Source organism: Acinetobacter sp. YH12041, assembly GCF_013419975.1.
Classification (GTDB): domain Bacteria; phylum Pseudomonadota; class Gammaproteobacteria; order Pseudomonadales; family Moraxellaceae; genus Acinetobacter.
Window position 1 is genome coordinate 193,181 of sequence record NZ_VOZC01000006.1, and the last position, 22,448, is coordinate 215,628.

Annotated in this window: 25 protein-coding genes and 1 rRNA gene; 15 read left to right on the forward strand and 11 right to left on the reverse strand. The window is 41.7% G+C overall.

Annotated elements, in window-relative coordinates; all coding sequences use genetic code 11:
* Nucleotides 1-40: 40 nt before the first annotated feature.
* Nucleotides 41-637 (forward strand): NAD(P)H:quinone oxidoreductase, encoded by a 597-nt coding sequence (gene wrbA / locus FTU00_RS07460; protein ID WP_166135591.1) that lies wholly within the window; start codon nucleotides 41-43, stop codon nucleotides 635-637.
* Between the two features lie 51 nt (nucleotides 638-688).
* On the opposite strand, the gene FTU00_RS07465 is transcribed toward wrbA, so the two are convergent.
* Nucleotides 689-1,141, reverse strand: coding sequence for a hypothetical protein (locus FTU00_RS07465; RefSeq protein ID WP_180004387.1), 453 nt, complete (start codon nucleotides 1,139-1,141; stop codon nucleotides 689-691).
* 835 nt (nucleotides 1,142-1,976) lie between these two features.
* On the opposite strand from FTU00_RS07465, the gene FTU00_RS07470 reads away from it, so the two are divergent.
* The 3 genes from FTU00_RS07470 to FTU00_RS07480 all read left to right on the forward strand — a co-directional run bounded on the left by FTU00_RS07470 (nucleotide 1,977) and on the right by FTU00_RS07480 (nucleotide 4,311).
* Complete coding sequence (locus FTU00_RS07470; protein ID WP_104425705.1) at nucleotides 1,977-2,354, forward strand: hypothetical protein; 378 nt, start codon at nucleotides 1,977-1,979, stop codon at nucleotides 2,352-2,354.
* A complete protein-coding gene (locus tag FTU00_RS07475; protein ID WP_180179438.1) occupies nucleotides 2,348-3,550 on the forward strand; it encodes a CsgG/HfaB family protein in 1,203 nt (400 codons plus the stop codon). Before FTU00_RS07470 ends, FTU00_RS07475 begins: the two co-directional genes overlap by 7 nt.
* Nucleotides 3,551-3,636: 86 nt before the next feature.
* Nucleotides 3,637-4,311 (forward strand): hypothetical protein, encoded by a 675-nt coding sequence (locus FTU00_RS07480; RefSeq protein WP_180015257.1) that lies wholly within the window; start codon nucleotides 3,637-3,639, stop codon nucleotides 4,309-4,311.
* Between the two features lie 282 nt (nucleotides 4,312-4,593).
* On the opposite strand, the gene FTU00_RS07485 is transcribed toward FTU00_RS07480, so the two are convergent.
* The 3 genes from FTU00_RS07485 to FTU00_RS07495 all read right to left on the reverse strand — a co-directional run bounded on the left by FTU00_RS07485 (nucleotide 4,594) and on the right by FTU00_RS07495 (nucleotide 6,813).
* On the reverse strand, nucleotides 4,594-5,169 hold the full coding sequence (locus FTU00_RS07485; protein ID WP_180179439.1) for a xanthine phosphoribosyltransferase: 576 nt from the start codon (nucleotides 5,167-5,169) through the stop codon (nucleotides 4,594-4,596).
* Nucleotides 5,170-5,259: 90 nt separating this feature from the next.
* Entirely contained in the window at nucleotides 5,260-5,919 is a 660-nt protein-coding gene (locus FTU00_RS07490; RefSeq protein WP_373686180.1) for a DUF3108 domain-containing protein, read from the reverse strand.
* A gap of 207 nt (nucleotides 5,920-6,126) precedes the next feature.
* The gene (locus FTU00_RS07495) at nucleotides 6,127-6,813 is read right to left on the reverse strand and encodes a hypothetical protein (protein WP_004786832.1); all 687 of its coding nucleotides are present in this window, start codon (nucleotides 6,811-6,813) and stop codon (nucleotides 6,127-6,129) included.
* A 261-nt stretch (nucleotides 6,814-7,074) separates the two neighbouring features.
* Between FTU00_RS07495 and FTU00_RS07500 the strand changes: the two genes are divergently transcribed.
* Nucleotides 7,075-7,932 (forward strand): energy transducer TonB, encoded by an 858-nt coding sequence (locus FTU00_RS07500; RefSeq protein ID WP_171065445.1) that lies wholly within the window; start codon nucleotides 7,075-7,077, stop codon nucleotides 7,930-7,932.
* Here the strand turns inward: FTU00_RS07500 and FTU00_RS07505 are convergent.
* From FTU00_RS07505 to miaB, 5 genes are all read right to left on the reverse strand, one after another.
* Nucleotides 7,929-8,330 carry a hypothetical protein gene (locus FTU00_RS07505; protein WP_034704356.1) on the reverse strand — a complete coding sequence of 134 codons (402 nt, stop codon included), beginning with the start codon at nucleotides 8,328-8,330 and terminating at the stop codon, nucleotides 7,929-7,931. The two genes, FTU00_RS07500 and FTU00_RS07505, sit on opposite strands and share 4 nt — an antisense overlap.
* A gap of 157 nt (nucleotides 8,331-8,487) precedes the next feature.
* Nucleotides 8,488-8,787, reverse strand: a complete 300-nt coding sequence (locus tag FTU00_RS07510) for an antibiotic biosynthesis monooxygenase (protein ID WP_166135597.1) — start codon at nucleotides 8,785-8,787, stop codon at nucleotides 8,488-8,490.
* 92 nt (nucleotides 8,788-8,879) lie between these two features.
* A complete protein-coding gene (gene ybeY, locus FTU00_RS07515) occupies nucleotides 8,880-9,362 on the reverse strand; it encodes an rRNA maturation RNase YbeY (RefSeq protein ID WP_034171613.1) in 483 nt (160 codons plus the stop codon).
* Nucleotides 9,363-9,396: 34 nt separating this feature from the next.
* Nucleotides 9,397-10,473 carry a PhoH family protein gene (locus FTU00_RS07520; RefSeq protein WP_004786823.1) on the reverse strand — a complete coding sequence of 359 codons (1,077 nt, stop codon included), beginning with the start codon at nucleotides 10,471-10,473 and terminating at the stop codon, nucleotides 9,397-9,399.
* 38 nt (nucleotides 10,474-10,511) lie between these two features.
* Entirely contained in the window at nucleotides 10,512-11,969 is a 1,458-nt protein-coding gene (miaB, locus tag FTU00_RS07525; RefSeq protein ID WP_179992786.1) for a tRNA (N6-isopentenyl adenosine(37)-C2)-methylthiotransferase MiaB, read from the reverse strand.
* Nucleotides 11,970-12,303: 334 nt separating this feature from the next.
* Here miaB and FTU00_RS07530 point away from each other — a divergent pair, with 334 nt between their 5' ends.
* The 6 genes from FTU00_RS07530 (at nucleotide 12,304) to FTU00_RS07555 (ending at nucleotide 17,210) form a co-directional block, all read left to right on the forward strand.
* Nucleotides 12,304-14,238 carry a transglycosylase SLT domain-containing protein gene (locus FTU00_RS07530; protein ID WP_373686181.1) on the forward strand — a complete coding sequence of 645 codons (1,935 nt, stop codon included), beginning with the start codon at nucleotides 12,304-12,306 and terminating at the stop codon, nucleotides 14,236-14,238.
* 34 nt (nucleotides 14,239-14,272) lie between these two features.
* Nucleotides 14,273-14,911 carry a ribonuclease I gene (locus tag FTU00_RS07535; protein WP_179992790.1) on the forward strand — a complete coding sequence of 213 codons (639 nt, stop codon included), beginning with the start codon at nucleotides 14,273-14,275 and terminating at the stop codon, nucleotides 14,909-14,911.
* Nucleotides 14,912-15,083: 172 nt separating this feature from the next.
* Nucleotides 15,084-16,070, forward strand: a complete 987-nt coding sequence (locus FTU00_RS07540; protein WP_004786815.1) for a malate dehydrogenase — start codon at nucleotides 15,084-15,086, stop codon at nucleotides 16,068-16,070.
* A 177-nt stretch (nucleotides 16,071-16,247) separates the two neighbouring features.
* Nucleotides 16,248-16,526 (forward strand): DUF2789 family protein, encoded by a 279-nt coding sequence (locus tag FTU00_RS07545; RefSeq protein ID WP_004786814.1) that lies wholly within the window; start codon nucleotides 16,248-16,250, stop codon nucleotides 16,524-16,526.
* 46 nt (nucleotides 16,527-16,572) lie between these two features.
* Nucleotides 16,573-16,836 carry a DUF2789 family protein gene (locus FTU00_RS07550; protein WP_005233812.1) on the forward strand — a complete coding sequence of 88 codons (264 nt, stop codon included), beginning with the start codon at nucleotides 16,573-16,575 and terminating at the stop codon, nucleotides 16,834-16,836.
* Nucleotides 16,837-16,952: 116 nt separating this feature from the next.
* The gene (locus tag FTU00_RS07555) at nucleotides 16,953-17,210 is read left to right on the forward strand and encodes a DUF2789 family protein (protein ID WP_104425715.1); all 258 of its coding nucleotides are present in this window, start codon (nucleotides 16,953-16,955) and stop codon (nucleotides 17,208-17,210) included.
* A 71-nt stretch (nucleotides 17,211-17,281) separates the two neighbouring features.
* Here FTU00_RS07555 and FTU00_RS07560 read toward each other — a convergent pair whose 3' ends face one another.
* A complete protein-coding gene (locus tag FTU00_RS07560) occupies nucleotides 17,282-17,809 on the reverse strand; it encodes a hypothetical protein (RefSeq protein WP_159122609.1) in 528 nt (175 codons plus the stop codon).
* A gap of 71 nt (nucleotides 17,810-17,880) precedes the next feature.
* Nucleotides 17,881-18,483, reverse strand: a complete 603-nt coding sequence (locus FTU00_RS07565; RefSeq protein WP_159122608.1) for a 2OG-Fe(II) oxygenase — start codon at nucleotides 18,481-18,483, stop codon at nucleotides 17,881-17,883.
* Nucleotides 18,484-18,596: 113 nt separating this feature from the next.
* Here FTU00_RS07565 and FTU00_RS07570 point away from each other — a divergent pair, with 113 nt between their 5' ends.
* The 4 genes from FTU00_RS07570 to FTU00_RS07585 all read left to right on the forward strand — a co-directional run.
* Nucleotides 18,597-19,454 (forward strand): 23S rRNA (adenine(2030)-N(6))-methyltransferase RlmJ, encoded by an 858-nt coding sequence (locus tag FTU00_RS07570; RefSeq protein ID WP_004786802.1) that lies wholly within the window; start codon nucleotides 18,597-18,599, stop codon nucleotides 19,452-19,454.
* Nucleotides 19,455-19,491: 37 nt separating this feature from the next.
* Nucleotides 19,492-20,313 carry a CDP-diacylglycerol--serine O-phosphatidyltransferase gene (pssA, locus tag FTU00_RS07575; RefSeq protein WP_005233819.1) on the forward strand — a complete coding sequence of 274 codons (822 nt, stop codon included), beginning with the start codon at nucleotides 19,492-19,494 and terminating at the stop codon, nucleotides 20,311-20,313.
* A gap of 24 nt (nucleotides 20,314-20,337) precedes the next feature.
* Nucleotides 20,338-21,417 carry a DUF6670 family protein gene (locus tag FTU00_RS07580; protein ID WP_180179440.1) on the forward strand — a complete coding sequence of 360 codons (1,080 nt, stop codon included), beginning with the start codon at nucleotides 20,338-20,340 and terminating at the stop codon, nucleotides 21,415-21,417.
* Nucleotides 21,418-21,855: 438 nt separating this feature from the next.
* Nucleotides 21,856-22,448, forward strand: a 16S ribosomal RNA gene (locus tag FTU00_RS07585); the annotation flags it as partial.

Below are 22,448 nucleotides of genomic sequence, written 5' to 3' on the forward strand. Positions count from 1 at the left end.
CCGTATAGTTTTATTTTTTTAAGTAATGAATAAGAACTTTATGCAACCTTATGTCCTTGTTTTATATTACAGCAAATATGGCTCAACCAAAGAAATGGCGCATCTGATTGCGAATGGTGTTGAAGCAGCAGGAATGGCTGTAAAAATTCGTACTGTTCCAAATATTGCGACCGTAGTGAAAGAAGCAGAGCCGAGTATTCCGGCAGAAGGTGATATCTACTGTACTTTAGATGATCTTGCCCAGTGTGCTGCTTTGGCATTAGGTTCACCCACCCGCTTTGGGAATATGGCTTCAGAAATGAAATACTTCTGGGATCAGACCACCAGTTTATGGCTGAATGGTGCTTTGCATGGTAAGCCAGCCTGTGTTTTTACCGCGTCAGGCTCAATGCATGGCGGACAGGAAAGTACTTTACTGACGATGCTACCGCCATTGTTTCATCATGGCATGATGATCATGGGATTAAGCAATGCGACACCAGCCTTGTCTAATACTAAAAGTGGTGGCACGCCTTATGGCGCAAGTCATGTGAGTGGCCCACGACATGACCAAGGCTTAAGCCAGGATGAGAAAATTTTGTGTGAAGTACAGGGTAAACGTCTGGCCGAAGTTGCTTTAAAACTCTATCAGGCTTAAGAAATTAATTAAAAAAGGAAATGAAGAATCAGCTTCATTTCCTTGATTTTATTAATCTTCTTTTTGATCTTTTTGATCTTTTTGATCTTTTTGATCTTTTTGATCTTTTTGATCTTTTTGATCTTTTTGATCTTTTTGATCTTTTTGATCTTTTTGACTGAATCTATGTTTGCAATTCAGACACTGATAATCCAGAAACAGATTGCGATCTACAGAAACACCTGCTTTTTTACCTAAGAAGTTTCCGACCACGCCACCAGTAATGCCTACGCTGATTGCGCCTACGAAGGTTCCAACTGTGCCGCCTACAATTACCCCTAAAGGACCTGCGACTGTTCCAATGGCAGCACCAATTGAAGCACCAGAGGCTGCACCACCTACTGTACCGGCAGTGGCACCAGCTGAGGTCATTAAAATACCACCAATTTTTTTCAGATTCTTTTCGTGATCGCGTAGCTCAATTTCCGTTGAACCACATTTAGGACATTGCATAGGATTTTCCATCAGCGATTAGTATTTATTCATTTTAAGCAAATGTGTGATATGGAACCTTACTTAGACAAGTAATTATTCAGCACATCCGGCTCAACAGTATGTAAGTTCTGAATATTGAAGTCAGGAACATTTCATACCAATTTGATTCTAGTGGAATTTTATTCAGAGAAGTTTAGCTGAGTTGTAAATACATGCATTTTCCACTTTTATAATTTTTTTAATCTATGGGGTGAACAATATGCAGAGCTAAAGCATGAATATGCTTTTTTTAGGGATTTAGTCAGGCATTTCTTTGTTTGAATAGTTTTGAGCCGTGGCTAAATATAAGAAGAAGTCCGTGGTCATGCGAGCATATAAAGACAATTGGCATATTGAGACGAAAAAATATCTATAGAACAGACTTTCTTTATAAATGCCTTTCAGGGTAATTGATTAATTATATTTTATTTAATATGTGATATTTATTATTATTTCTAGAAATGCTAATAAAATAAAAATTTACGACTTTATAAAAATAAAACGAAAGGAAATATTAATTATTTTAAGATTAATTTTTTATTAATTTAAGTATTTAAAATATATTATTTAAATCAAGTTTATTAAATGAATTTTATATTCATTATTTTTCTTAATAATGATTTCTTACAAATCACAAATTTTAAACAAATTTATTTACTTATAATAAAAACATAAACTTAATTTTTTATTTGAAAATAAAAAATATGTGAATACGGATAATTTCTTTATTTTATTTTTTTATTTGATTAAATATTTTTTAGATAAATTAGGTCTTATTTAAAGTAAAAAACTAAATAAACATTTTGAATCAGAGGATATTAATATTATGAGAATATTGGCGATCAATATGGGTTTAATTTGTTTATGTTTTTTGAGTAACGCTTATGCAACCTCAGATGAGTGGAGTCAGCGTTGGAAAGCATCAGCAGCACGTTCTAGTGAAAATTTGGTTCAAGCAAACCTGATCGAACTTAGAGAGTCGGATTATTATTCTGGATTAGGAAAAACCACGGTGTATAGCACCTCAACTACCTCTATCGGTACAGTAAATACGCCGACTAATAATATCAACATAGAGGGTTCGGATAACAATATAGATATTGCAAGCGAGCTTCTAAATGGAGCTCCTGTAAATTCGAATACCAATCAAAATACCAAACAGTGTCCTAACTTAAGTACCAGACAGGGAGAATCAGCATGCTGAATTTTCCATCCAGAAGAAAGATTTCTTTTGTGAGCTTGCCGGTGCTTGTGAGCTATTTTCTAACTGGTTGTACTGGTTTGGCCCCCTCCAATAAGAAACCGGTGAAACTGGTACAAGGACCTCCTATTACCGATATTTTTACCCCTTTTGATATGGCTTTATCCTGTTTAAAAGGGCAATTACGTAATGATGTCAGCTTCTCTGTGGGTGCGATTCTGGATCAAACCGGTAAAGATGTGGTGACCAATGGAGGTAGTGGGAAAATGGTCACTCAAGGCGCTGGAGATATGGTGCAGTCTGCTTTATTTCAGGCGGGAGTCAACTTAATGAACCGACGTGATCCCCGAATTATTGAAAGTGAAGCCAAGTGGGGGATTCGGGATCCAAGACAGATTCAGGCCTCTGATTATTATGTGACGGGCAGTATTAACAGTCTGGATTTTATTCCGGGGGGTGGGTTTGATATGCAGATTGCTGGTGTTGGGCCGAACTATAGTCAAACCCGTATTATGGTCGGTCTGGATTTATCTCTTACCGATACACGTACGAGTAAAGTCGTTGCGAATGTATCGCTGCAAAAGCAGATTGCTGCACAGGATTATGGTATTAGTGCAGGGCGGTTTACTGGACGTACCTTGTTAAATGTTCAAATCGGTAAAGGGGAACGTGAGGCAACCAATTTTGCTTTACGGCAAATGTTGAATCTGGCCACTTTTGAATTACTCAGTCAGGTCGTTCCACCTCCAGTCTTTGCAGGTTGCCGTGCGCAAATACCACCTGAATATGGTCAGCTTAATCTGACGCGAAGTTCTGTGGCTTTGCATAAGTACAAAAAAATTCAGGAGCAAAATAGTATAGCGTCCAGTACTGCTGTTCAGGAGTCAGCTGCAACAGAATCTTCTTCATCCAATGAAAAAAATAAATCGACCAATTCACCGAGTAAGGATACGAAGCCACCTAAAAACAAAGAATCCGAAGTGATTCAGAATCCTGAAGCAGATCCTGAAATGAGTAAACAAGATTTAATTAAATATATCAGTAAGAAAAAAGCTTCATCTTCTTCAGGTGTAGTAAAGAACGAAAAAAATTCGCAAGAAACGAATTCTAAAGAAAAAGAAGAGGAGAAGGTATCCATGTTGTGGGATGCCAATCCTGAAGTTATAGAAAATTACTGGTCAAGTTCTCAGCGTGATTAATTGACCAGTAAAAATGGGCTCGCTCCCATTATGAGAAAGAAATACTGAGCGAGAAGTATTTCAAAGCTAAAAAAGGAAAAACAACGATGAAAAACACGATCAAAACAATCGCTTTATCCGTCGCTTTCCTGTCTGGTGCAGGTATGGCATATGCTCAAGATGAGGAAACACCAACTGAAGTAACCGTAGATACTGGTTTACAAGCGACCCTGGAGTCGATCTCTCAGCAGGTGGAAAATGGTTCTGCCTTGAATCTTGCAGTAAATACAGGTGATGTTGATGCCAGCGTCGATTTACAAGCATTAGGAGAGGTATCAAGAGAAGCACAGGATGCAATTAGTTCAATTGAAGGTACGATTGAAACTACAGCAATTGGCGCCGCGAATACAGGTAGTATTACACTAGAGCAAGGCAGCTTTAATAGCGTGATATCAGACGTATCAGATGAGACATATAACTATGACTTCAGTGAAGTTACCAGTGCAACTAATAACTCAGAAACTGTAGAAGAGCTCTCAGAGGTTGCTGATAGTTCAGACATCTCAGAAGTAGTGAGTACTACACTGGCGACCAACTACAGTGAGCAAATCAATGAAACTTTAAGTAATTATAGTGCAGCAAATATTGCTTACAATGCAGGTACCATTGATGCATCTGTAAGTGCAATTGCAGAAGGAACTCAAACTGCTGTTAACAACAGTATCACAACTACCGCCATTGGTGCTGTCAACAGCGGTAGTATTACTGTGACTGTCAAATAGTTTATTGTTAAAAATAAACCAAGGGTCTAACTATTGGCAGATAGTTAGGCCTCTTATTTTATAATAATATCAGTTTAAATTGTTGTTATTTGTCGGATAATAAATTCTTGAGGCTTTAGTTGTCTTGAAATCTCATAAGAAAAAGTCGGAGTACAACTATTTACGTGCAGTCGAAAATAGATAGTTTTATAGCTATGTTTTAGTTATTCCTAGCTAACAGAAATTAAAAAAATCCAATAAAAAAGAGTGCCGAAGCACCCTTTAAAATATTCATTTGTAAATTTAATCTCGAACAAATTCGACAGTACCATTTGCCAAAGATTTTACACGTGCTAGTGATTCAACACGGTAACCTTTTCCAAGTAACAGGTCACGGCCTGGCTGGAATGATTTTTCAATCACAATCCCGATTCCTACCACTTCAGCATTCGCCTGATGAATCAAGTCAGCAAGACCAAGTGCTGCCTGACCATTTGCCAGGAAGTCATCGATCACTAAAACTTTATCAGTTGAGCTGATGTGTTTATTTGAAATGGCAATCGTGCTTTCAGTCTGTTTGGTAAATGAAAATACTTTAGAACGGTATAAATCATCTTTTAACGTGAGAGACTGGTATTTACGTGCAAAGATTACTGGAACACCAAGCTCCAAGCCTGCCATGACTGCAGGTGCAATACCCGATGCTTCAATAGTAATAATTTTGGTAATACCAGCATCTTTAAACAGACGCGCAAATTCCTGACCAATTTGCTGCATCATGATTGGATCAATTTGGTGATTTAAGAAAGAATCAACTTTCAAAACTTCTTCAGATAGAACGATACCTTCGGCTAAGATTTTCTGTTCTAGTGCGTGCACGGGAGAATCCTCAAGAGCAGGTGCTTTTTAAAGCAAAAGCGTATTGTAAAAAGCACCCAAAAAAAATCAAGCGAAATTCACCAAAAAACCTTAGTTCGTTTTACCGTTATAGCCGGTCAGCAGTAAACCGTAAGAGGTTTTCTTATCGACATGCGATACTTTAACTGGTAAGTAGTCCAGTTTCGGTGCTAACCAGAAAGTAGTTTCACGGCCTGGTTTGTTGTGTTTAATCACTACTTTAATGGTACTAAATGAACCATATTTGGTGCTCACCGTTTCTGTACCTTGTTTGACGAATTTACGGCCTTCTACCTCTTTGGCATCAGCAATGTAGTAATTCGATTTTAAACCACCATTTTTCAGGTCTTCACGAATCTGCAATTCAGCATTTAGCTCATCCAGTACATCTGCTCTCCAGGCAAAAGAACGTTTTTCATCATCCTTCTTGGTACTGATTGTTTTGCTAGACGGATTAAAGTTGATACTCATGGTATTGCTATGCACCAGAATCTTACTGGTACGGCTGAAACTGCTTGAACCAATCTTGCCATTATTAAAAGTGAAACGGCTGGTTTCAGTTGCCGAAGCTACACCACCTGCTTTAGCTGCAAAAACATAGGTCCAGTTATTACCAGATTTGCTCAAGGTACGGGTAGCAGAACCCATATTTTTTCCATTATAGCTAAACTGATAATTGGCCTGGAAGGGCGCCATGGCGAAGGTCTGGGTGGATAAACCAGTAAGTACCATTGCGGTAGTCAAGCCTGCAGTCACACCTAAAGTTTTGAATACAGTTTTCGCCATAAAAAATTGTCCTGTGTAATTTCAGATAAAATTGATCACTTTCTACTTTTTATTATTTGGTCAAAATATGGAAAATGAAGGGAGATTTTCAATAAAAATGTATATTTCATGTATTTACTGGTGTGTTTGTTTAGATGTTGAATTACACACAGTTTAAGTCGGTTCTTTCTGTTTGATCGGTGTGACTTTATTGTCATCCATGTCGTCTTCGTCCCATTTCTCTTCTTTTTCCTGAGAAAGCTTTCTGAACAGGGCTGCAAGATTCACATTACCGATTACCACCAGTTCAGCTTCACGAAGTACTGCATGGTTCACATGAACCTTACCTAGCGTCTCAATCACCGAGCGGTTTTTACCTAACCAGCGATTCAGATCCAGATGCAATAAATCATCTTTTACTTTAATGACACCGAGTTTTTCCAGAATCATGCCAAGAGGGTCCTTATTCAGCACGCGCTGATAGAAAAACAGGGCGAATCGTACCCCCAGTTTATAAAAGACATTTGGGTATTTGGCTTCAATCAACTGAGTATCACTGATCTGTTCAAATACGATGAGCTGCGTATTTTTATTTAACTCCATTTGCACCAGTTTTAAATCAACTGATAAGGTCACGTTCAACCCTTTATAGTCCAGCGTGGCATAGAGTCGTAACCAGTCATCATGCAGATCGGCATGCAGATCTTTCAGCATGGAAACATTGTCAGTGACAAAACGTTGAAATGTCGCATTCAGGAAAACTTGAGACAAAGGAAATTCGCGTTCATCCTCAATAAATCCTTCCGCCTTTTGATATGCCTGGCGAATTTTATTAGAAATATTGGAAATTAGCGTTTGCATCTTTAAGCGTCCTGGCAACTATATGTTTTAATTCGAAGTGTATCTTGTCGAATTGTATAAAAAATACAAGAGTTTCAGCTTGCAGTTTAGCAAAATAAATAGCACCATTTTTAGGGTTTTAGTTATGTAACGTTGAAGATTTGATGGGTTTGGCATTTTTAAAAGAAAAATGCAAAGCCGTTTATTTTTTAATTTTAAAAATGCTGTTTGGGGGATGGACTCAAGTCTGGGTTCGTAGCGATGAGATCAACCATGATATTAATGCCTCTGGTCAAAGCCTGGTGGAAAGATCCAATTTTTAATAGCGCCGTATTTGCAGCTGTTATTTTGCACGTGATTTTTCTCACGCTGGAATTTGGTATGCCACAAGATCAGGAGAGCATGACTAAAGAGATTGCGGTCAGTATTCGTCAAACTGATGAAAAAATTGAGCATGCAGATTTTCTGGCTCAAACTGATCAGCAAGGTTCAGGCAAATTTCGTGAAGCACATCGTATGTCGAGCGATATGCCTGCACCGTTGATGGAGCAAAAGACCGGAGAAGAGCAGCAAGAAAGTCCGGACATGTTGCAACAGCAGCGTGAATTAAGCTTTGAAGAAAAAGTACTGATGACGACTTTAAGCTGGCAAAAACAGGCAGAAGAAAATCAGCGCAAAAAAATGCAGGAACAGTTACAAAGTCAGTTTCAGGCCAAAGCCGCTATGGTAGCCAGTCTGGAAGCCCAATATCTGCAACGACAACAAAACTTCAGTCGTCAGCAAAAAATTAAAACCGTAGATGGTATCCAGTCTAAACAGGATGTCTCTGCGGCTTATCTGGAAAAATTCCGTCAAAAAGTGGAGTTCTATGGTAACCGTTATTATCCAGACGCGGCCAAACAGCAGAATCTGGCAGGAGAGGTACGTTTGATGGTGATCTTAAACCAGAACGGCGGAATCCGTGCAATTCGCTTAATTGACAGTTCAGGGCATAGCTTGCTAGATGAAGCTGCAAAATCTTCAGTACGTAAGGCAGCACCATTCGGAGCATTTGATGCCAAGATGTCGGATATTTCCGAGCTACGAATCATTCGAACCTGGCGCTTTGATCCAGCTGAAGCAGAGTTTGAGGTGCGTTAATCGGGACGCTTCGCCTGTATATAACTACCTTGCTGAGTTCCATCGTCCCAGACCACATTTAAATGGTTTTCATCTATGGCTAGATATTTGGGAAATATCATTAAGTCCTGGTACTTTGGATCTGCTTTTAAGCCAATACACTCTTTATTTTGCCACCATGTTCCTTCGGCAAATTGATCCAGAGCACCATAGGCCAGATACCATTTAAAGGTACCATCTGCTTGTAACAGCAACTCCGAACCTAATTCCATAACTCCGTTTAAATAATAATGGCCTGCCCATGAGCTTTGGTTCTGTTGAAATTTGATTTTTGGGCACATGGGAATTGAGTGGGCATAAAGTGCTGAACACAGCCAAGGAGAGAAAATAAGTAATGCAGTCGAGAACAATCTTTTCATTACGTTCTCCTAAAATTTTTGAAGCACAGTTCTTTGTTAAAGTTCATTATGTGCTTATGTATTTCTGGAAGAAATCATGAATGCGTAAGCAGATATTTTTTAAAACTCTGTATCTAAGAACAGATCAAGAAAAAAATAAATAAGGATCGATGAGTATTTAATTTAACTGTGCATCATAGCGCCGTAAAACTTCACAGACTTCCACGCTGAAATATGTATACCAGCTATATTTTCCTAGCTCTTGAGCGGCCTGATGTTCAGCATCTTCATGCCAGGCGCGAATATCATGAAGACTGTTCCAGTAAGAAAGCGCAATTTCCTGAGTACCTTCGGTTAAAGCTTCAAAATACTGGCAATGAAATTGTGAAAGGGCTCTTTCTCTCATTCGCTGGGCTGTTTCAAAATAACACTGATCTAATTCTTTAATTTGCGCTTTGAAAATCACGACATATTGCATGGAGGTTTTTATTTTATTTCTTAAATTGAGCTTATTATGAAGTGAATAAAATAAAAAAAGCGAGCCTTAGCCCGCTTTTTAATTATTGAATTTTAATCTCTTTCCAGATAAGGATTAGCAATACCCAGTTTGTCCAGAATCTCGATCTCAATGCCTTCCATTTCTTCAGCATCTTCCTCTGAAGTTTCATGGTCATAACCCATCAGATGCAAAGTGCCATGTACCAGCATATGGGTGAAATGGATTAGTGGAGCTTTGTCCTGTTCAGCAGCTTCACGCAGCACTACTGGAATACAAATCACCAAATCACCGATCGGGAAAGCATCCAGCACCTGTGCCATTTCATCTGGAAGTTCACTTGGAAAAGACAGGACATTGGTCGGTTTATCCTTGCCGCGATATTCCAGATTGAGTTTATGACTTTCGTCATTATCGACACAGGCAATGCCAATTTCACAATCACTTTGGGTACCGATATGGCGCAAAGTGGTTTCTACAACTTTTTTAATATAGGCACGTTTCAGCACCAGTTCTGGTGACTGAAAGTCCTGTTGCAGGGAGAGACTAAGTTTCAACGTGAATCCTTAAAAATTAAATAATAATGCAGCTTTAATGCTGTGCATCAGCCGCAGCATCATTCTCAGCGATCAAGGCTTCCTGACGGGCTTTACGCTCAGCACGAGCCTCAGCGCTTAAACGCTGCTGTTCACTGTCCCAGCCTTCGTAGGCTTCAACAATTTTCTGAACCAGCTGGTGACGCACGACGTCACGAGAATGGAAACGGGTAATATGAATTTCAGGGATTTTATCAATCACACGTAAGGCATGTGCCAGACCAGACTGTTGACCTCGTGGTAAATCCACCTGAGTCACGTCACCAGTAATCACTGCACGTGAACCGAAACCTAAACGGGTCAGGAACATCTTCATCTGTTCAGGTGTAGTGTTCTGGGCTTCGTCCAGAATCACAAAAGAATGATTCAGGGTACGACCACGCATATAGGCAAGCGGTGCAACTTCAATAATCTGACGTTCGATCAGCTTGGCCACTTTTTCGAAACCAAGCATCTCATACAAGGCATCATAAAGGGGACGCAAATACGGATCGATCTTCTGGGTTAAATCCCCCGGCAGGAATCCAAGTTTTTCACCCGCTTCAACTGCAGGACGAACCAGTAAGATACGCTGGATTTCATTACGCTCCAGCATATCTACAGCGGCTGCAACGGCGAGATAGGTTTTACCGGTACCCGCAGGACCAATACCAAAGGAAATATCACTTTGCAGAATACGCTGTACATAACGTTTCTGGTTGGCACCGCGAGGATTGATTCGGCCTTTGCGCGTTTGCAGCCAGACATTGTCCAGACCGGTATGTTCCTGTTCTTCCAGGTTCTCCTGGAGTTCACGATCGGTCTGGCTACCTTGAATCATCATATGCAAAGTATCTGCACTGATCTGCTGGCTGTGTTCAGATTCTTCATGAAGACGTTGCAAGAGCATTTCGGCTCTCTCAACGGCATCGATTCCACCATCGATAAAGAAACTTTCACCTCGGTGGGAAATTTTGACGTCTAAACGTTGTTCAATTTGTTTCAAATGACCGTTATAGGCACCTAAGACGGCTTGTAAACGGTCCATCGAAATTCCAGGAAAAGCTACTGTACGTCGAATCGTTGCAGTCAAGAGTGTTCCTTTTAGAAGTGTACGTTATATGCTCTACATTACGCCACGTCAGGCTCAAGATTCAAGAGCTCACCGTAAACTAAATTTAAAGTTTTAATTTCGGTGATTTCGATCTCTGCAAAGCGTCCTACCCACGATGCATCACCAATAAAGGTGACATAACGGGTATTGTCTGCTGTACCCACCAGAACATTCGGATCTTTATCAGAAACTTTCTCAACCAGTACGCGCTGGACTGTACCGAGCATAGCATCTGTTTTACGAATACTGGACTGTTTAATCCACTCCTGAACTTTGGCCAGACGCTCTTTTTTCACCTGTTCAGGTGTTGTATCTTCCAGCTCTGCAGCAGGGGTGCCCGGACGTTTTGAATAAACAAAACTATAAGAGTGATCGAAATCCAGATCCTGAATAAACTGATAGGTTTCTTCGAAGTTCTCATCGGTTTCGCCCGGGAAGCCGATAATAAAGTCTGAAGATAAATGCATGTCTGGGCGAACTTTACGTAACTTTTCGATTTTCTCGATATACACATCAATGGTGTGGTTACGTTTCATCGCCTGTAAGACATCATTGGAACCGCTTTGTACCGGTAAATGCAGATGTGACACCATCTGTGGCAGGTCACGGTAGCACTGGATCAAATCATCATTGAATTCCAGTGGATGCGAAGTGGTATAACGAATACGGCCAATGCCTGGAATTTCTGCAACCAAACGTAACAGATCGGCAAAAGTACAGATTTTTCCGTCAAAGGTCTCACCGCGATAACCATTCACGTTCTGACCGAGCAGGGAAATTTCACGCACACCTTTTTCTGCTAAGCCAGCAATTTCAGCCAGAACGTCATCCAGCGGGCGAGATACTTCTTCGCCACGTGTATATGGAACTACACAGAAAGAACAGTATTTTGAGCAGCCTTCCATGATCGAAACAAAGGCCTTATAACCTTCAACACGCGGTTCAGGCAGGAAGTCAAATTTTTCGATGTCCGGGAACGAAATATCGACCAGTTTAATTTTTTCTTTTTTCGGTTTTTCGACCTGCTCAAAATGCTGGTCCAGCATTTGCGGTAAACGGTGCAAGGTTTGCGGACCAAAAATCATGTCCACATAATTGGCACGTTTCTGGATATTGTCACCTTCCTGAGAGGCCACACATCCGCCGACACCAATAATCAGATCCGGATTTTTTTCTTTCAGCTTGCGCCAGCGGCCCAATTCTGAGAATACTTTTTCTTGTGCCTTTTCACGGATCGAGCAGGTATTCATCAGCAGAATATCCGCTTCTTTAGGATCGGTGGTCAGCACATAGCCGTGGGAATCGCCCAGCAGATCTGCCATACGGTGACTGTCATACTCATTCATCTGACACCCTTGCGTTTCGATATACAGTTTTTTAACTGAACCATCGATGGCTGGGGTGTGCGCTGGCTGGGTGACAGTGTTTTCTGAGGCAGCTGGGGCACCATTCGGAATGAAGGTTTGAACCGTCATGTAGGCTCCTACAAGGTAATACGTCGAAAGAGTGAACGAATAACCTGTTTGCATAGGCAAACGGGTAAATAAAAATTCAATTCACGTTCTGAAATCTTTAAAAGGCGCATATTTTAGCAGGAAAGTCGCTTAAACTTATAGCCTAAAATGCGGCTGGGAAAATATTGATTTATGGACAAAAAGTGTCTGAAAATTAATATTGTCTAATCATAAGGTTACATAAGTGAACAATACAGTGGGTTATAATTTTCCGGCTAACTCTTATGATAGGCAACAGGGGCTGGGCGAAAACTCGATGATAGAAGGCAAATTGATGTTTAAACACACTAAAAATATGAAGAAATATTATAAATTACTAAGCTTGAGTGTGGCGTGTCTCTGTTCAATGAGTGCGCAAGCAGCAGAAGAACAATTTAATGATGCCTTACGCGCGGCAAATGCTGGAAATATCGGACAATTACAACAATATCAGTCTGCCATGCAAAATGATGTCTTGGGCTATTATCCTGAATACTGGATTCTGAACCAGAACCTTGGCTCCCAACCTGCCAGTCAAATTATCAGTTTTGCCCAACGTTATCCTCAGTCGGCTATGGCAGAAAAACTCGCAGCCGATTATGTCGAAGAAAAAGTCAAAATGGCTGACTTTTCTACTGCGCAACCAGTTCTGCAATATGTCACCAATGCCGATCCGGCTGAAGCCTGTGCAGTTGCACAAGTCCGTGCCAAAAGTGGCGATCAGCTGGTCTATGCTGAGTTTAAGGATGTCTGGCTGACCACAAACTCTCAACCTGAGTCTTGTACAGGCTTGGGACGCATGATGTTATCCAGTCCGCTTATGACCAATGAAGACCGCCAGCAGCGTTTGTGGGTGCAATTGCGTGCCGGACAGTCTGGACAGGCGATTGCCACTGCACAAGGTTTAGGGCTTAACCTGTCTCTGGCTCAGCTCAATACCATTCAGGCCAATCCAACCAATTATTTATGGTCAGCCCCTAAAAGCACTGCCGCTGATCATGCCTATCTTATTTATGCTTTAGGACGTTTGGCAGATAGTGATCTTGATTCAGCAATGTCCATAGTGAAACGTACTGCTGAAGGCACACCGGTACAAGTACAAAAAACACTATTCAGAACTGTGGGTTATATCGGCGGCACTACGGTAATGAAGAATAACTTCAACCGTGAAGTGCTGAACTATCTGGATGCCAGCTATGGTTTGCCATTTAGTCCGGAAGAAGCCGAAATTTATGCCCGTCAGGCGATTCGTTTTAGTGCCTGGGAAAGTCTGATTCGTGCCATTGATACCATGAGCGTGAACCAGAAACAGGAAGACCGCTGGCAATACTGGCTGGCACGTGCCAGTGAACAGCGCACAGATCGCGCTTCAAAACAGGCAGCAGAAAGTATCTATAAAAAACTGGCAGTCGGCGAGGATTATCATAACCTGCTAGCACGGGATAGATTAGGCCAGTTAACGGCTTCTACACCGAACTCGGCACAGCCATCCAGTCAGGCCATGCAACGCCTGAATCAGGATATTCATTTCCGCCGTGCCTTTGCCTTACGTAATATTAATGCACCAGAGAATTATATTAACCGTGAATGGAACTGGGCAGTTCGTCAGGCTTATTTAAGAAAAGATGACGATTTACTGTTGGCAGCAGCCAAACGTGCGATGGATATGGGCTGGTATGACCGTGCCATTTATGCAGCAGATCGTACTGCGGACAAGCATAATTACAACTATCGTTATCCGATGCCACATCAGAATTATGTCGTGAGTCATAGCCGTAATGCTGGCATTGATGCCGCTTGGGCTTATGGTTTGATGCGTCAGGAAAGCCGTTTCAATACTGGCGCACGCTCTCATGTAGGCGCTGGTGGTTTGATGCAAATCATGCCGGACACCGCCAAACTGGTTGCTCGTCAAATGGGTGAAGCCTATAACCCGGCAGCCTTAACTGATATGAACACCAATATCCGTTACGGAACTTACTATTTATCAACAATTCAGCGTCAATTGAGCAATAGTCCAGTACTGGCTACAGCAGGTTATAATGCCGGCCCGAACCGTGCCCGCCGTTGGCAACCCGAATTCCAAAGTATTGCTGCGGATCAATATACCGAGACTATTCCTTTACTGGAAACGCGAGATTATGTGAAACATGTCATGACGAACGCGACATATTACGGTATTTTATTGGGACAGGGCGCACAATCGGTCGGTAAGCGTATGCAAGCCATTCCGTTACGTAATACACCATAGCATTCAAGAAATCTAAGGGAAGGATAGTTTGTTGATCAAGGGAATAAGGGGTGCTCAAATTTCTGCTGGATGGGCTGCGCTTTTATTTTTAGCAGCAAGTCCAGCTGCCTTTGCACTGCCAACGGGTTATGTCATGGACATCCAGATGGTACCGGCACTTTGCAGTCTGGATCCGGCCTACAGTAAAAAAAGAAAATGTCTTGAAGGTTATTCCCTAAATATTTCTGGTCTCTATCCTCAAACCACATCAACACATTGCACTACTACCAGTTCTGCGAAGTTACCGCCTTTGCAGGCTAAAGTGGTGGCCCGTATCATGCCGGATGAAAATACCCGCGCATTGCTCTGGCATAATATTGGTGGTTGTATTCCGATGAATGCCACGCAGTATTTTCGTACCGTGATCAATCATGCTGATCGTCTGAAAGTTCCTGAAGAACTCACCGAGCAGGAAAGTCATACCGTTTCCATTGATATGCTGCGTTCCAAATTTCTGAAAATCAATCCGCAACTGCCTTCAACAGCATTGCGCTTTAACTGCCATCAGACCCGCGCATCCAGCCTGCTGACCTCCATCCAGGTCTGCTACAACGCCAATGGTGGCTATAAAGGCTGTCCTGCAAACATTATTAATACATGCCCAAAAACTGTCACAATAAAAGGGACATACTAAGCTTTTTAGTCAAATTAATTTATATTTCCTATCATACTTTTGTTGAAATCCATTCTCTTTTACATGCATCTCGAAGAGGATTGGAGTACAATCTTTGCCGTTTATGATTATTAAGATTAGATAGAACAGCTATTTAATCATTATGACGATCCTCTCAATTGGAGATAATTACATGAAGCAACCTGTTCGCGTTGCCGTTACTGGCGCTGCTGGTCAAATTGGTTACAGCCTATTATTCCGTATCGCAAGCGGTGAAATGCTTGGTAAAGACCAACCAGTTATTCTTCAATTATTAGAAATTCCTGTTGAGAAAGCTCAGCAAGCGCTTAAAGGCGTAATGATGGAACTAGACGACTGTGCTTTCCCATTATTGGCGGGCATGATCGGTACTGATGATCCTAAAGTAGCTTTCAAAGATGCAGACTATGCTCTATTAGTTGGTTCACGTCCACGTGGTCCTGGTATGGAACGTGCTGACCTGCTTAAAGTAAACGGCGAAATCTTCATTGGTCAAGGCCAAGCACTGAACGAAGTTGCTAGCCGTGACGTTAAAGTTCTTGTTGTAGGTAACCCTGCGAACACTAACGCTTACATCGCAATGAAATCTGCTCCAGATCTTCCAGCGAAAAACTTCACAGCAATGTTGCGTCTTGACCATAACCGTGCGTTAACTCAGCTTGCTCAAAAAGCGGGTGTTGCAGTTTCTGACATCGAAAACATGACTGTTTGGGGTAACCACTCTCCAACAATGTATGCTGACTACCGTTTTGCTAACGTAAACGGCGAAAGCTTGAAAGACAAAATCAACGATGCAGCTTGGAACAAAGACGTATTCCTTCCAACTGTTGGTAAACGTGGTGCTGCGATCATCGAAGCACGTGGTCTGTCTTCTGCTGCTTCTGCTGCGAACGCTGCAATCGACCATATGCGCGATTGGGCTCTTGGCACAAACGGCAAATGGGTAACTATGGGTATTCCTTCTGACGGTTCTTATGGTATCCCTGAAGGCGTAATGTTCGGTTTCCCTGTAACTACTGAAAACGGTGAATACAAAATCGTTCAAGGTCTTGAAATCGACGAATTCAGCCGTGAACGTATCAACGTTACACTGAACGAGCTTGAAGAAGAGCGCGCTGCAGTTGCTGACATGATCAAATAATTTAATCTTTTTAAGATTAAGTTAAAAAAGCACTCCATTGGGGGTGCTTTTTTATTGCTATTTCTAAAAAATTTAAAGAACAAAAAATAACATCTTGTGAAGGAGGGACAACTGAACTTTGCGAGTGGCTCATCTAGTTTAATAAGAAGAATCATCAACAAAAGAGGAGGTACTGAGATGTTAGAGCAGCGACCTACCATGGAACTTTTTTTTGAGCAACTCGGCTTGGATTCAAGCCCGGAAGCAATCGATGAATTTATCAAAACCCATCAGATTGGGATGGACGTCCCCTTACATAAAGCTCCTTTCTGGACCAAAAACCAACATGATTTTCTGATTGGTCACTGGAAAGAAGATGATGACTGGGCAATTTTTGTAGATGTACTCAATGAGCAATTGCATATTGAGGCGGAAGGAAGTGGTTCTTGTGATCTACCTTCTTCTAAGCGTCAATAATATTTTCAAATCAATGAACTGATTATTTTTATGATGGAGTGAGCGAATGGTATTAGAACAGCAAGTGACTTTAGAATTATTATTTGAGCAATTAGGCTTGCCTGCTGATGAAGCATCAATTGATGAATTTACCAAAAATCATCAGCTACCATCAGACGTGATTTTGCCGGATGCAGATTTCTGGAATGAGGGGCAAAGCGCTTTTCTTCGCGAACACTGGCATCAGGATGATGAATGGATCGTAATCATTGATAAACTGAACCAGCTTTTACATGTCGAAAGTGATAAAGAAGGCCCTGAAAGCAATTAAAGTTTCTTTATACAAAAAGACACAACAAAACCTAGTCCTTTGACTAGGTTTTTTTTGTCTTATCTTATAAGTTAGTCCTATAAATAACTACAATATATCTGATATAAGGAGGGCATATGCTCGGGAAGAACCAACCATCCTTAGAACTGTTATTTTCTCAACTCGGCCTGGCTAACAGCCCGGCGGCAATTGAGCTTTATATACGTACTCATCAGCTACCTGCCCATATGTCACTGCATGAAGCACCGTTCTGGAATAAAGCGCAGCGTTCGCTGTTGATTAGTCATCTGGTACAGGATGATGACTGGGCAATCTGGATTGATGAACTGAATCAGCAATTGCATCTGGATGCAGATCGACGCCGTTTGGCTTGAGTCAATTAAATTAATTCATAAAAAATGCCTCATCAATGTGAGGCATTTTTATAGGAACAGATTTCGTTGTTTTAATGCATACGGCTACGCAGAATCTGGATAAACCATTCCAGTTGACGATATTCATCAAATGCCGGATGCTGGCCTACCAGTTCATGGTCAAAATGGGCCGTTTTACTGTATTTATTTAGCCAGTGACGAGTCATGGCAGGCTCTTTCTTACTGGCAGATGCATAAGCCAGGAAGAAATAAATATCCGCATGCTCATAATTGGTCATTGGTTTTAGAATCTGCTGGGTAATAAGCGCATAATGATCTTCTTTGGTCAGCTCAAAGTAGATCATATAGGCTTTGGCCAGGTGTAAAGACAGATTGATATACAAATCCAGTGGCATTTCTTCAAATTCAATCCGGCTCTGCTCCAGCAGAACAATCGCTTCTTGCAGGAAATGCACCTGCTCTTGACGTAACTGGCTAATAGTCACCAATTGCAGACGAAGATCCGCCCGTTCAAGCGCCAGCTCAGGCGTATTGCCATTTAAAAACAGCTGATCTGTTTCACCAATGCGTGCAATGATCTCTTTGGGGGTTGGTCGCATGAACGCAGTCCTTATATCTCAATGATTGCTATATGAGGCTGAAAATTGAAATTTAAAGCGTGGAAAAAGGATTAGAGCAAACAGGTATCACTTCTTAACCAGGCGGTGATTGATAAACGTTGATGTTTGGCTTTTAAAACTTCATGCATTAAGTCACTTTGGAAGAAGGCAATACGGTTTGGTTTAGGCTGGATAATATGCCATTGATCATTTTTATCCTGCAGATGTAGTTCGCCGCCCCAGTTATCTTGCCAATCATCATGCAGATAATAAACCGCAGAAATCATCCGGCCATTTTTGCCTTGAGGATTATCGCGATGCAGGGCATAGAACTCACCCGCGTTATAGCAGGCAAAATGGGCTTCCACATCTTTAATGCCGAGGAAGAAAGCGCGGTTCAGCTCATGACCTAAAGCCTGTAAGGTTTGCACATGCTGGTTAGAAATTTCCAGATCTTCATTGAGCCAGAGAATGTGATCACTGCGGATATTGCTGACTACGCCATTCTGAATGGCTGCATCACGAAAGCGTTCCAGATTACTGGTACATTCAGCAATCAGCTGTTCAACATAGGATGGGGCATAAGCATTGTCGATCATGCTAAAACCATGCTGATCTAGATCATCAATAATCTGATCAACTGGCCAGGTTGCCGGGAGTTGAACTGCTTCCATAGAAACTCACCTAGAAGGGTAAATTGGGGTCGCGCTATTCTATGTAAGAATCGGGTCTGAACGAAACTATTTTTCATGTTAAAATAGCGGTTGATATTAGGAATTAATGAAACATGAATTACCGTCACCATTACCATGCTGGCAACTTTGCCGATGTCATGAAGCATGTATTGTTGCTTCAATTATTGACTCGACTCAATGCAAAAGATAAACCATATCGCTATGTGGATACACATGGTGGTGCAGGTAAATATGATTTATCCACCTCTGAAGCGCAAAAGTCAGGGGAATTCCTGAACGGTATTCATCGTCTGATCAAGCTGGATGATTCGGTCAAGCGTAATGCGCCAGAAGGCGTACAACAATATTTAAAAATTGTTGAGAAAATGCGTGAAAACTTTGGTAAAGGTGCATATCCGGGTTCACCTTGGTTTGCACTGGAAGGCATGCGTGAAATTGACAAGGCCACCATTTTTGAAATGCAGCGTGATGTGTTCCAGCAGTTACGTCATAACATTTTTGACAAACGCGCCGGTTTGCATGAGCGTGATGCGTATGAAGGCTTGCTCGCAGTCATTCCACCGAAAGAAAAACGTGGTCTGGTGATGATCGATCCGCCGTATGAGCTGGAGCGTAAAGACTTCCCGCAACTGGTTGAATTACTGGTTGCTGCTTATAAAAAATGGCCGACAGGCGTATTTGCAGTTTGGTATCCAATTAAAGACCGTGCCATGATTGAACGTTTCGAGAAAAAAATGTTCAAGACCGGAATTCGCCGTCAGTTGGTATGTGAAATCTGTGTATGGCCAGATGATACGCCAGTGGGTTTAAATGGTTGTGGTTTACTGGTGATTAACCCACCATGGAAGTTCTCTGAAGATGCAGACGAAGCGCTGCAATGGTTATTCCCGCATTTACGTATGCAGGAAAATGGCGGTCATGCTGCAGTTCGTTGGTTAGTAGGCGAATAATATTTTAAAGATCGGGTCATAGTTAGGATCGACAAGAATGACAAGTACAAATAAGCCGGAACACGAATCTTCCAAAGATTTGCCATTTGATGGCATCACCTTCGAAGTGGAAGAGGTAGAACATACCCAGGAAGGGCAAAGAGTTAAGCGTCGAGGTATCTATCTGTGGCCTAACCTGATTACAACCGCTGCGTTGTTATCAGGCTTTTATTCGATTATTGCCAGTATGAATGGCGAATTCCAGCAAGCTATTTATGCCATTTTCCTGGCGGCTTTATTTGATGGTCTGGATGGTCGTGTAGCACGTGCGATTGGGGCACAAAGTCCATTCGGTGAACAGTTCGATTCATTGTCCGATATGCTGGCTTTTGGAGTGGCACCAGCCATTCTCATGTATAGCTGGGGATTAAGTGATTTAGGTCGTATCGGGCTGGCGGCCTGTTTTGTCTATACCGCATGTGCGGCTTTCCGTCTGGCACGCTTTAACGTTCAGATTGGAGTGGTGGACAAACGTTATTTTATTGGCGTTGCGAGTCCATTAGCAGCCGTCATTATTATTTCACTGGTCTGGGTAGGACTGGACTTCCCAGCAGTGTTTGATATTCGTGATTTTACTGTACAAATCATTAATGCTGCGATTATTGTAATCGTAGGCTTATTGATGATTTCTAATATCAAATACTATTCATTTAAAACCGTAGAGCGTAGACGGGTGCCGTTTTTCGTATTGCCGATCGCGGTGTTTATCTTTGCAGCGATGACTTATAATATTCCGGTAGGGATTCTCGTGATCTCTGTCATATATGCCTTGTCTGGTTTCCTTACAACCTTTATGGCGAAAAGACAGAGTACCTTATAACAATATAAAAATAAGGAGTTTGAGATGCAGTTTCTTCAAGATTTTCTAGATCGTTCGAAACAGCTGAATCAGACTCCTGCTGTTTCCCAGCATAATCTTGCCTATCATGGGCCAAACCAGAAATATAAAATTATTCATCAGGGCCTGACACTTCCTGATCTGCCTGCGCCACTTCATTATCTTAATTTCCTGAGTATTATCGGTCAGCCTAATGCACCGATGTTGGCAAATCCGAGTGCTATTCAAACCAATGCACTGGATACAGCCACAGTAATCTGTAGTACCAGTCCGCATATGGTAGGACAATTAAATTGCTATTCAGTCAAAAAGGATTGCAAGTTTCAGTATGGCCTGTTTCAGTTTCTGGATCGTGAAAAACTGACAGGCGACTTTCCGCATTTTCGTTTACAGCGGTTTGATTCTGAACTGAGCTTTGATCTCAGCATCCATACGACCAATCTGATTTCACACTTCACCCAAATGCGCTTTGCACTGGCTGATCATTGGTCTTTGCTCTGTTATTGTCAGGGCACCTTACATTATAAAGATCAAAAATATCTCATTGAAAGTTTGGGGAGTTTTGAATTTGCACGCAGCTTTAATTTTCCCTATTTGCCTTTAGCCTTTCTGACCTATCAGATTATTAACCTGAGTGAAGGACGGCAATTATTGCTGGCACAAATTCGGGATAGTCTGAACAGTATTGTTCAGTCACGCATCTATTTACGTGACCTAAAAAATATGACCAGTCAGATGTTCGATCAAAAGGTCTATTTCAAGGTACATCGGGTTTATCCGAGTGTGACTACCCCAAATGGGCAAAAGATGTATTTGCCGCGCGAGTTTGAATGGTGCTATGAAGATGGCAAAGGAATGCAGATCTGGCTGCAGGGACAAAGCCGGGGAGATTTCAAATTTGGCTTGGCTGCCGGTTATGTCGGAAGCTTTAATTACGAAGTCAGAATTAATAGCGAAACTGAGCATGGGGATGGGGGCTATTGTGAATATATAGATTGCCGCTCCTTGCGCTTTCAGGAACACAATAAAAAAGAGAAATTATTAAGTACATTGGCCAATCCTATGCCTTTAATGCTCAAAAAATAGGGAAAATCGGCATTTTTGTAGAAATAATAATCAACTGAAGTATTTTCTTAAAAATAGGGGTTGCGCTTGTTTGGGATTGGTCTATAATGCACATCCATCGGCGGTGATGAAGATTAAAACTTCTGATAAAACAGTAACTTAGCATGAAATGGTTGAGTTAGGTTTTAGAAAGAAAGTTTAAAAATAATTTTCATTACTGGTTGACTTTCTAGAGATAGAGAGTAATATAGCCGACCTAGCTTGCTACTGACGAAGTAGCAAGAAGATCATTAAGAGATTATGAAGAACAACTTGTGTGGATTTTTACTGGTTGATTGATCGAAATTATTTTCATTGATTGATTGGTTTAAATTACTCGAAGTTTATTTGAGCGAAATTTAAGTCAGAAAATTGATGAGCCAAGTTTAAGAACTTTACTTATAAAGTTCGAAATGATTTTAACTGAAGAGTTTGATCATGGCTCAGATTGAACGCTGGCGGCAGGCTTAACACATGCAAGTCGAGCGGGGATAGGGTGCTTGCACCTGATTCCTAGCGGCGGACGGGTGAGTAATGCTTAGGAATCTGCCTATTAGTGGGGGACAACGTTCCGAAAGGGACGCTAATACCGCATACGTCCTACGGGAGAAAGCAGGGGATCTTCGGACCTTGCGCTAATAGATGAGCCTAAGTCGGATTAGCTAGTTGGTGGGGTAAAGGCCTACCAAGGCGACGATCTGTAGCGGGTCTGAGAGGATGATCCGCCACACTGGGACTGAGACACGGCCCAGACTCCTACGGGAGGCAGCAGTGGGGAATATTGGACAATGGAGGCAACTCTGATCCAGCCATGCCGCGTGTGTGAAGAAGGCCTTTTGGTTGTAAAGCACTTTAAGCGAGGAGGAGGCTTACCTGGTTAATACCCGGGATAAGTGGACGTTACTCGCAGAATAAGCACCGGCTAACTCTGTGCCAGCAGCCGCGGTAATACAGAGGGTGCAAGCGTTAATCGGATTTACTGGGCGTAAAGCGCGCGTAGGTGGCTAATTAAG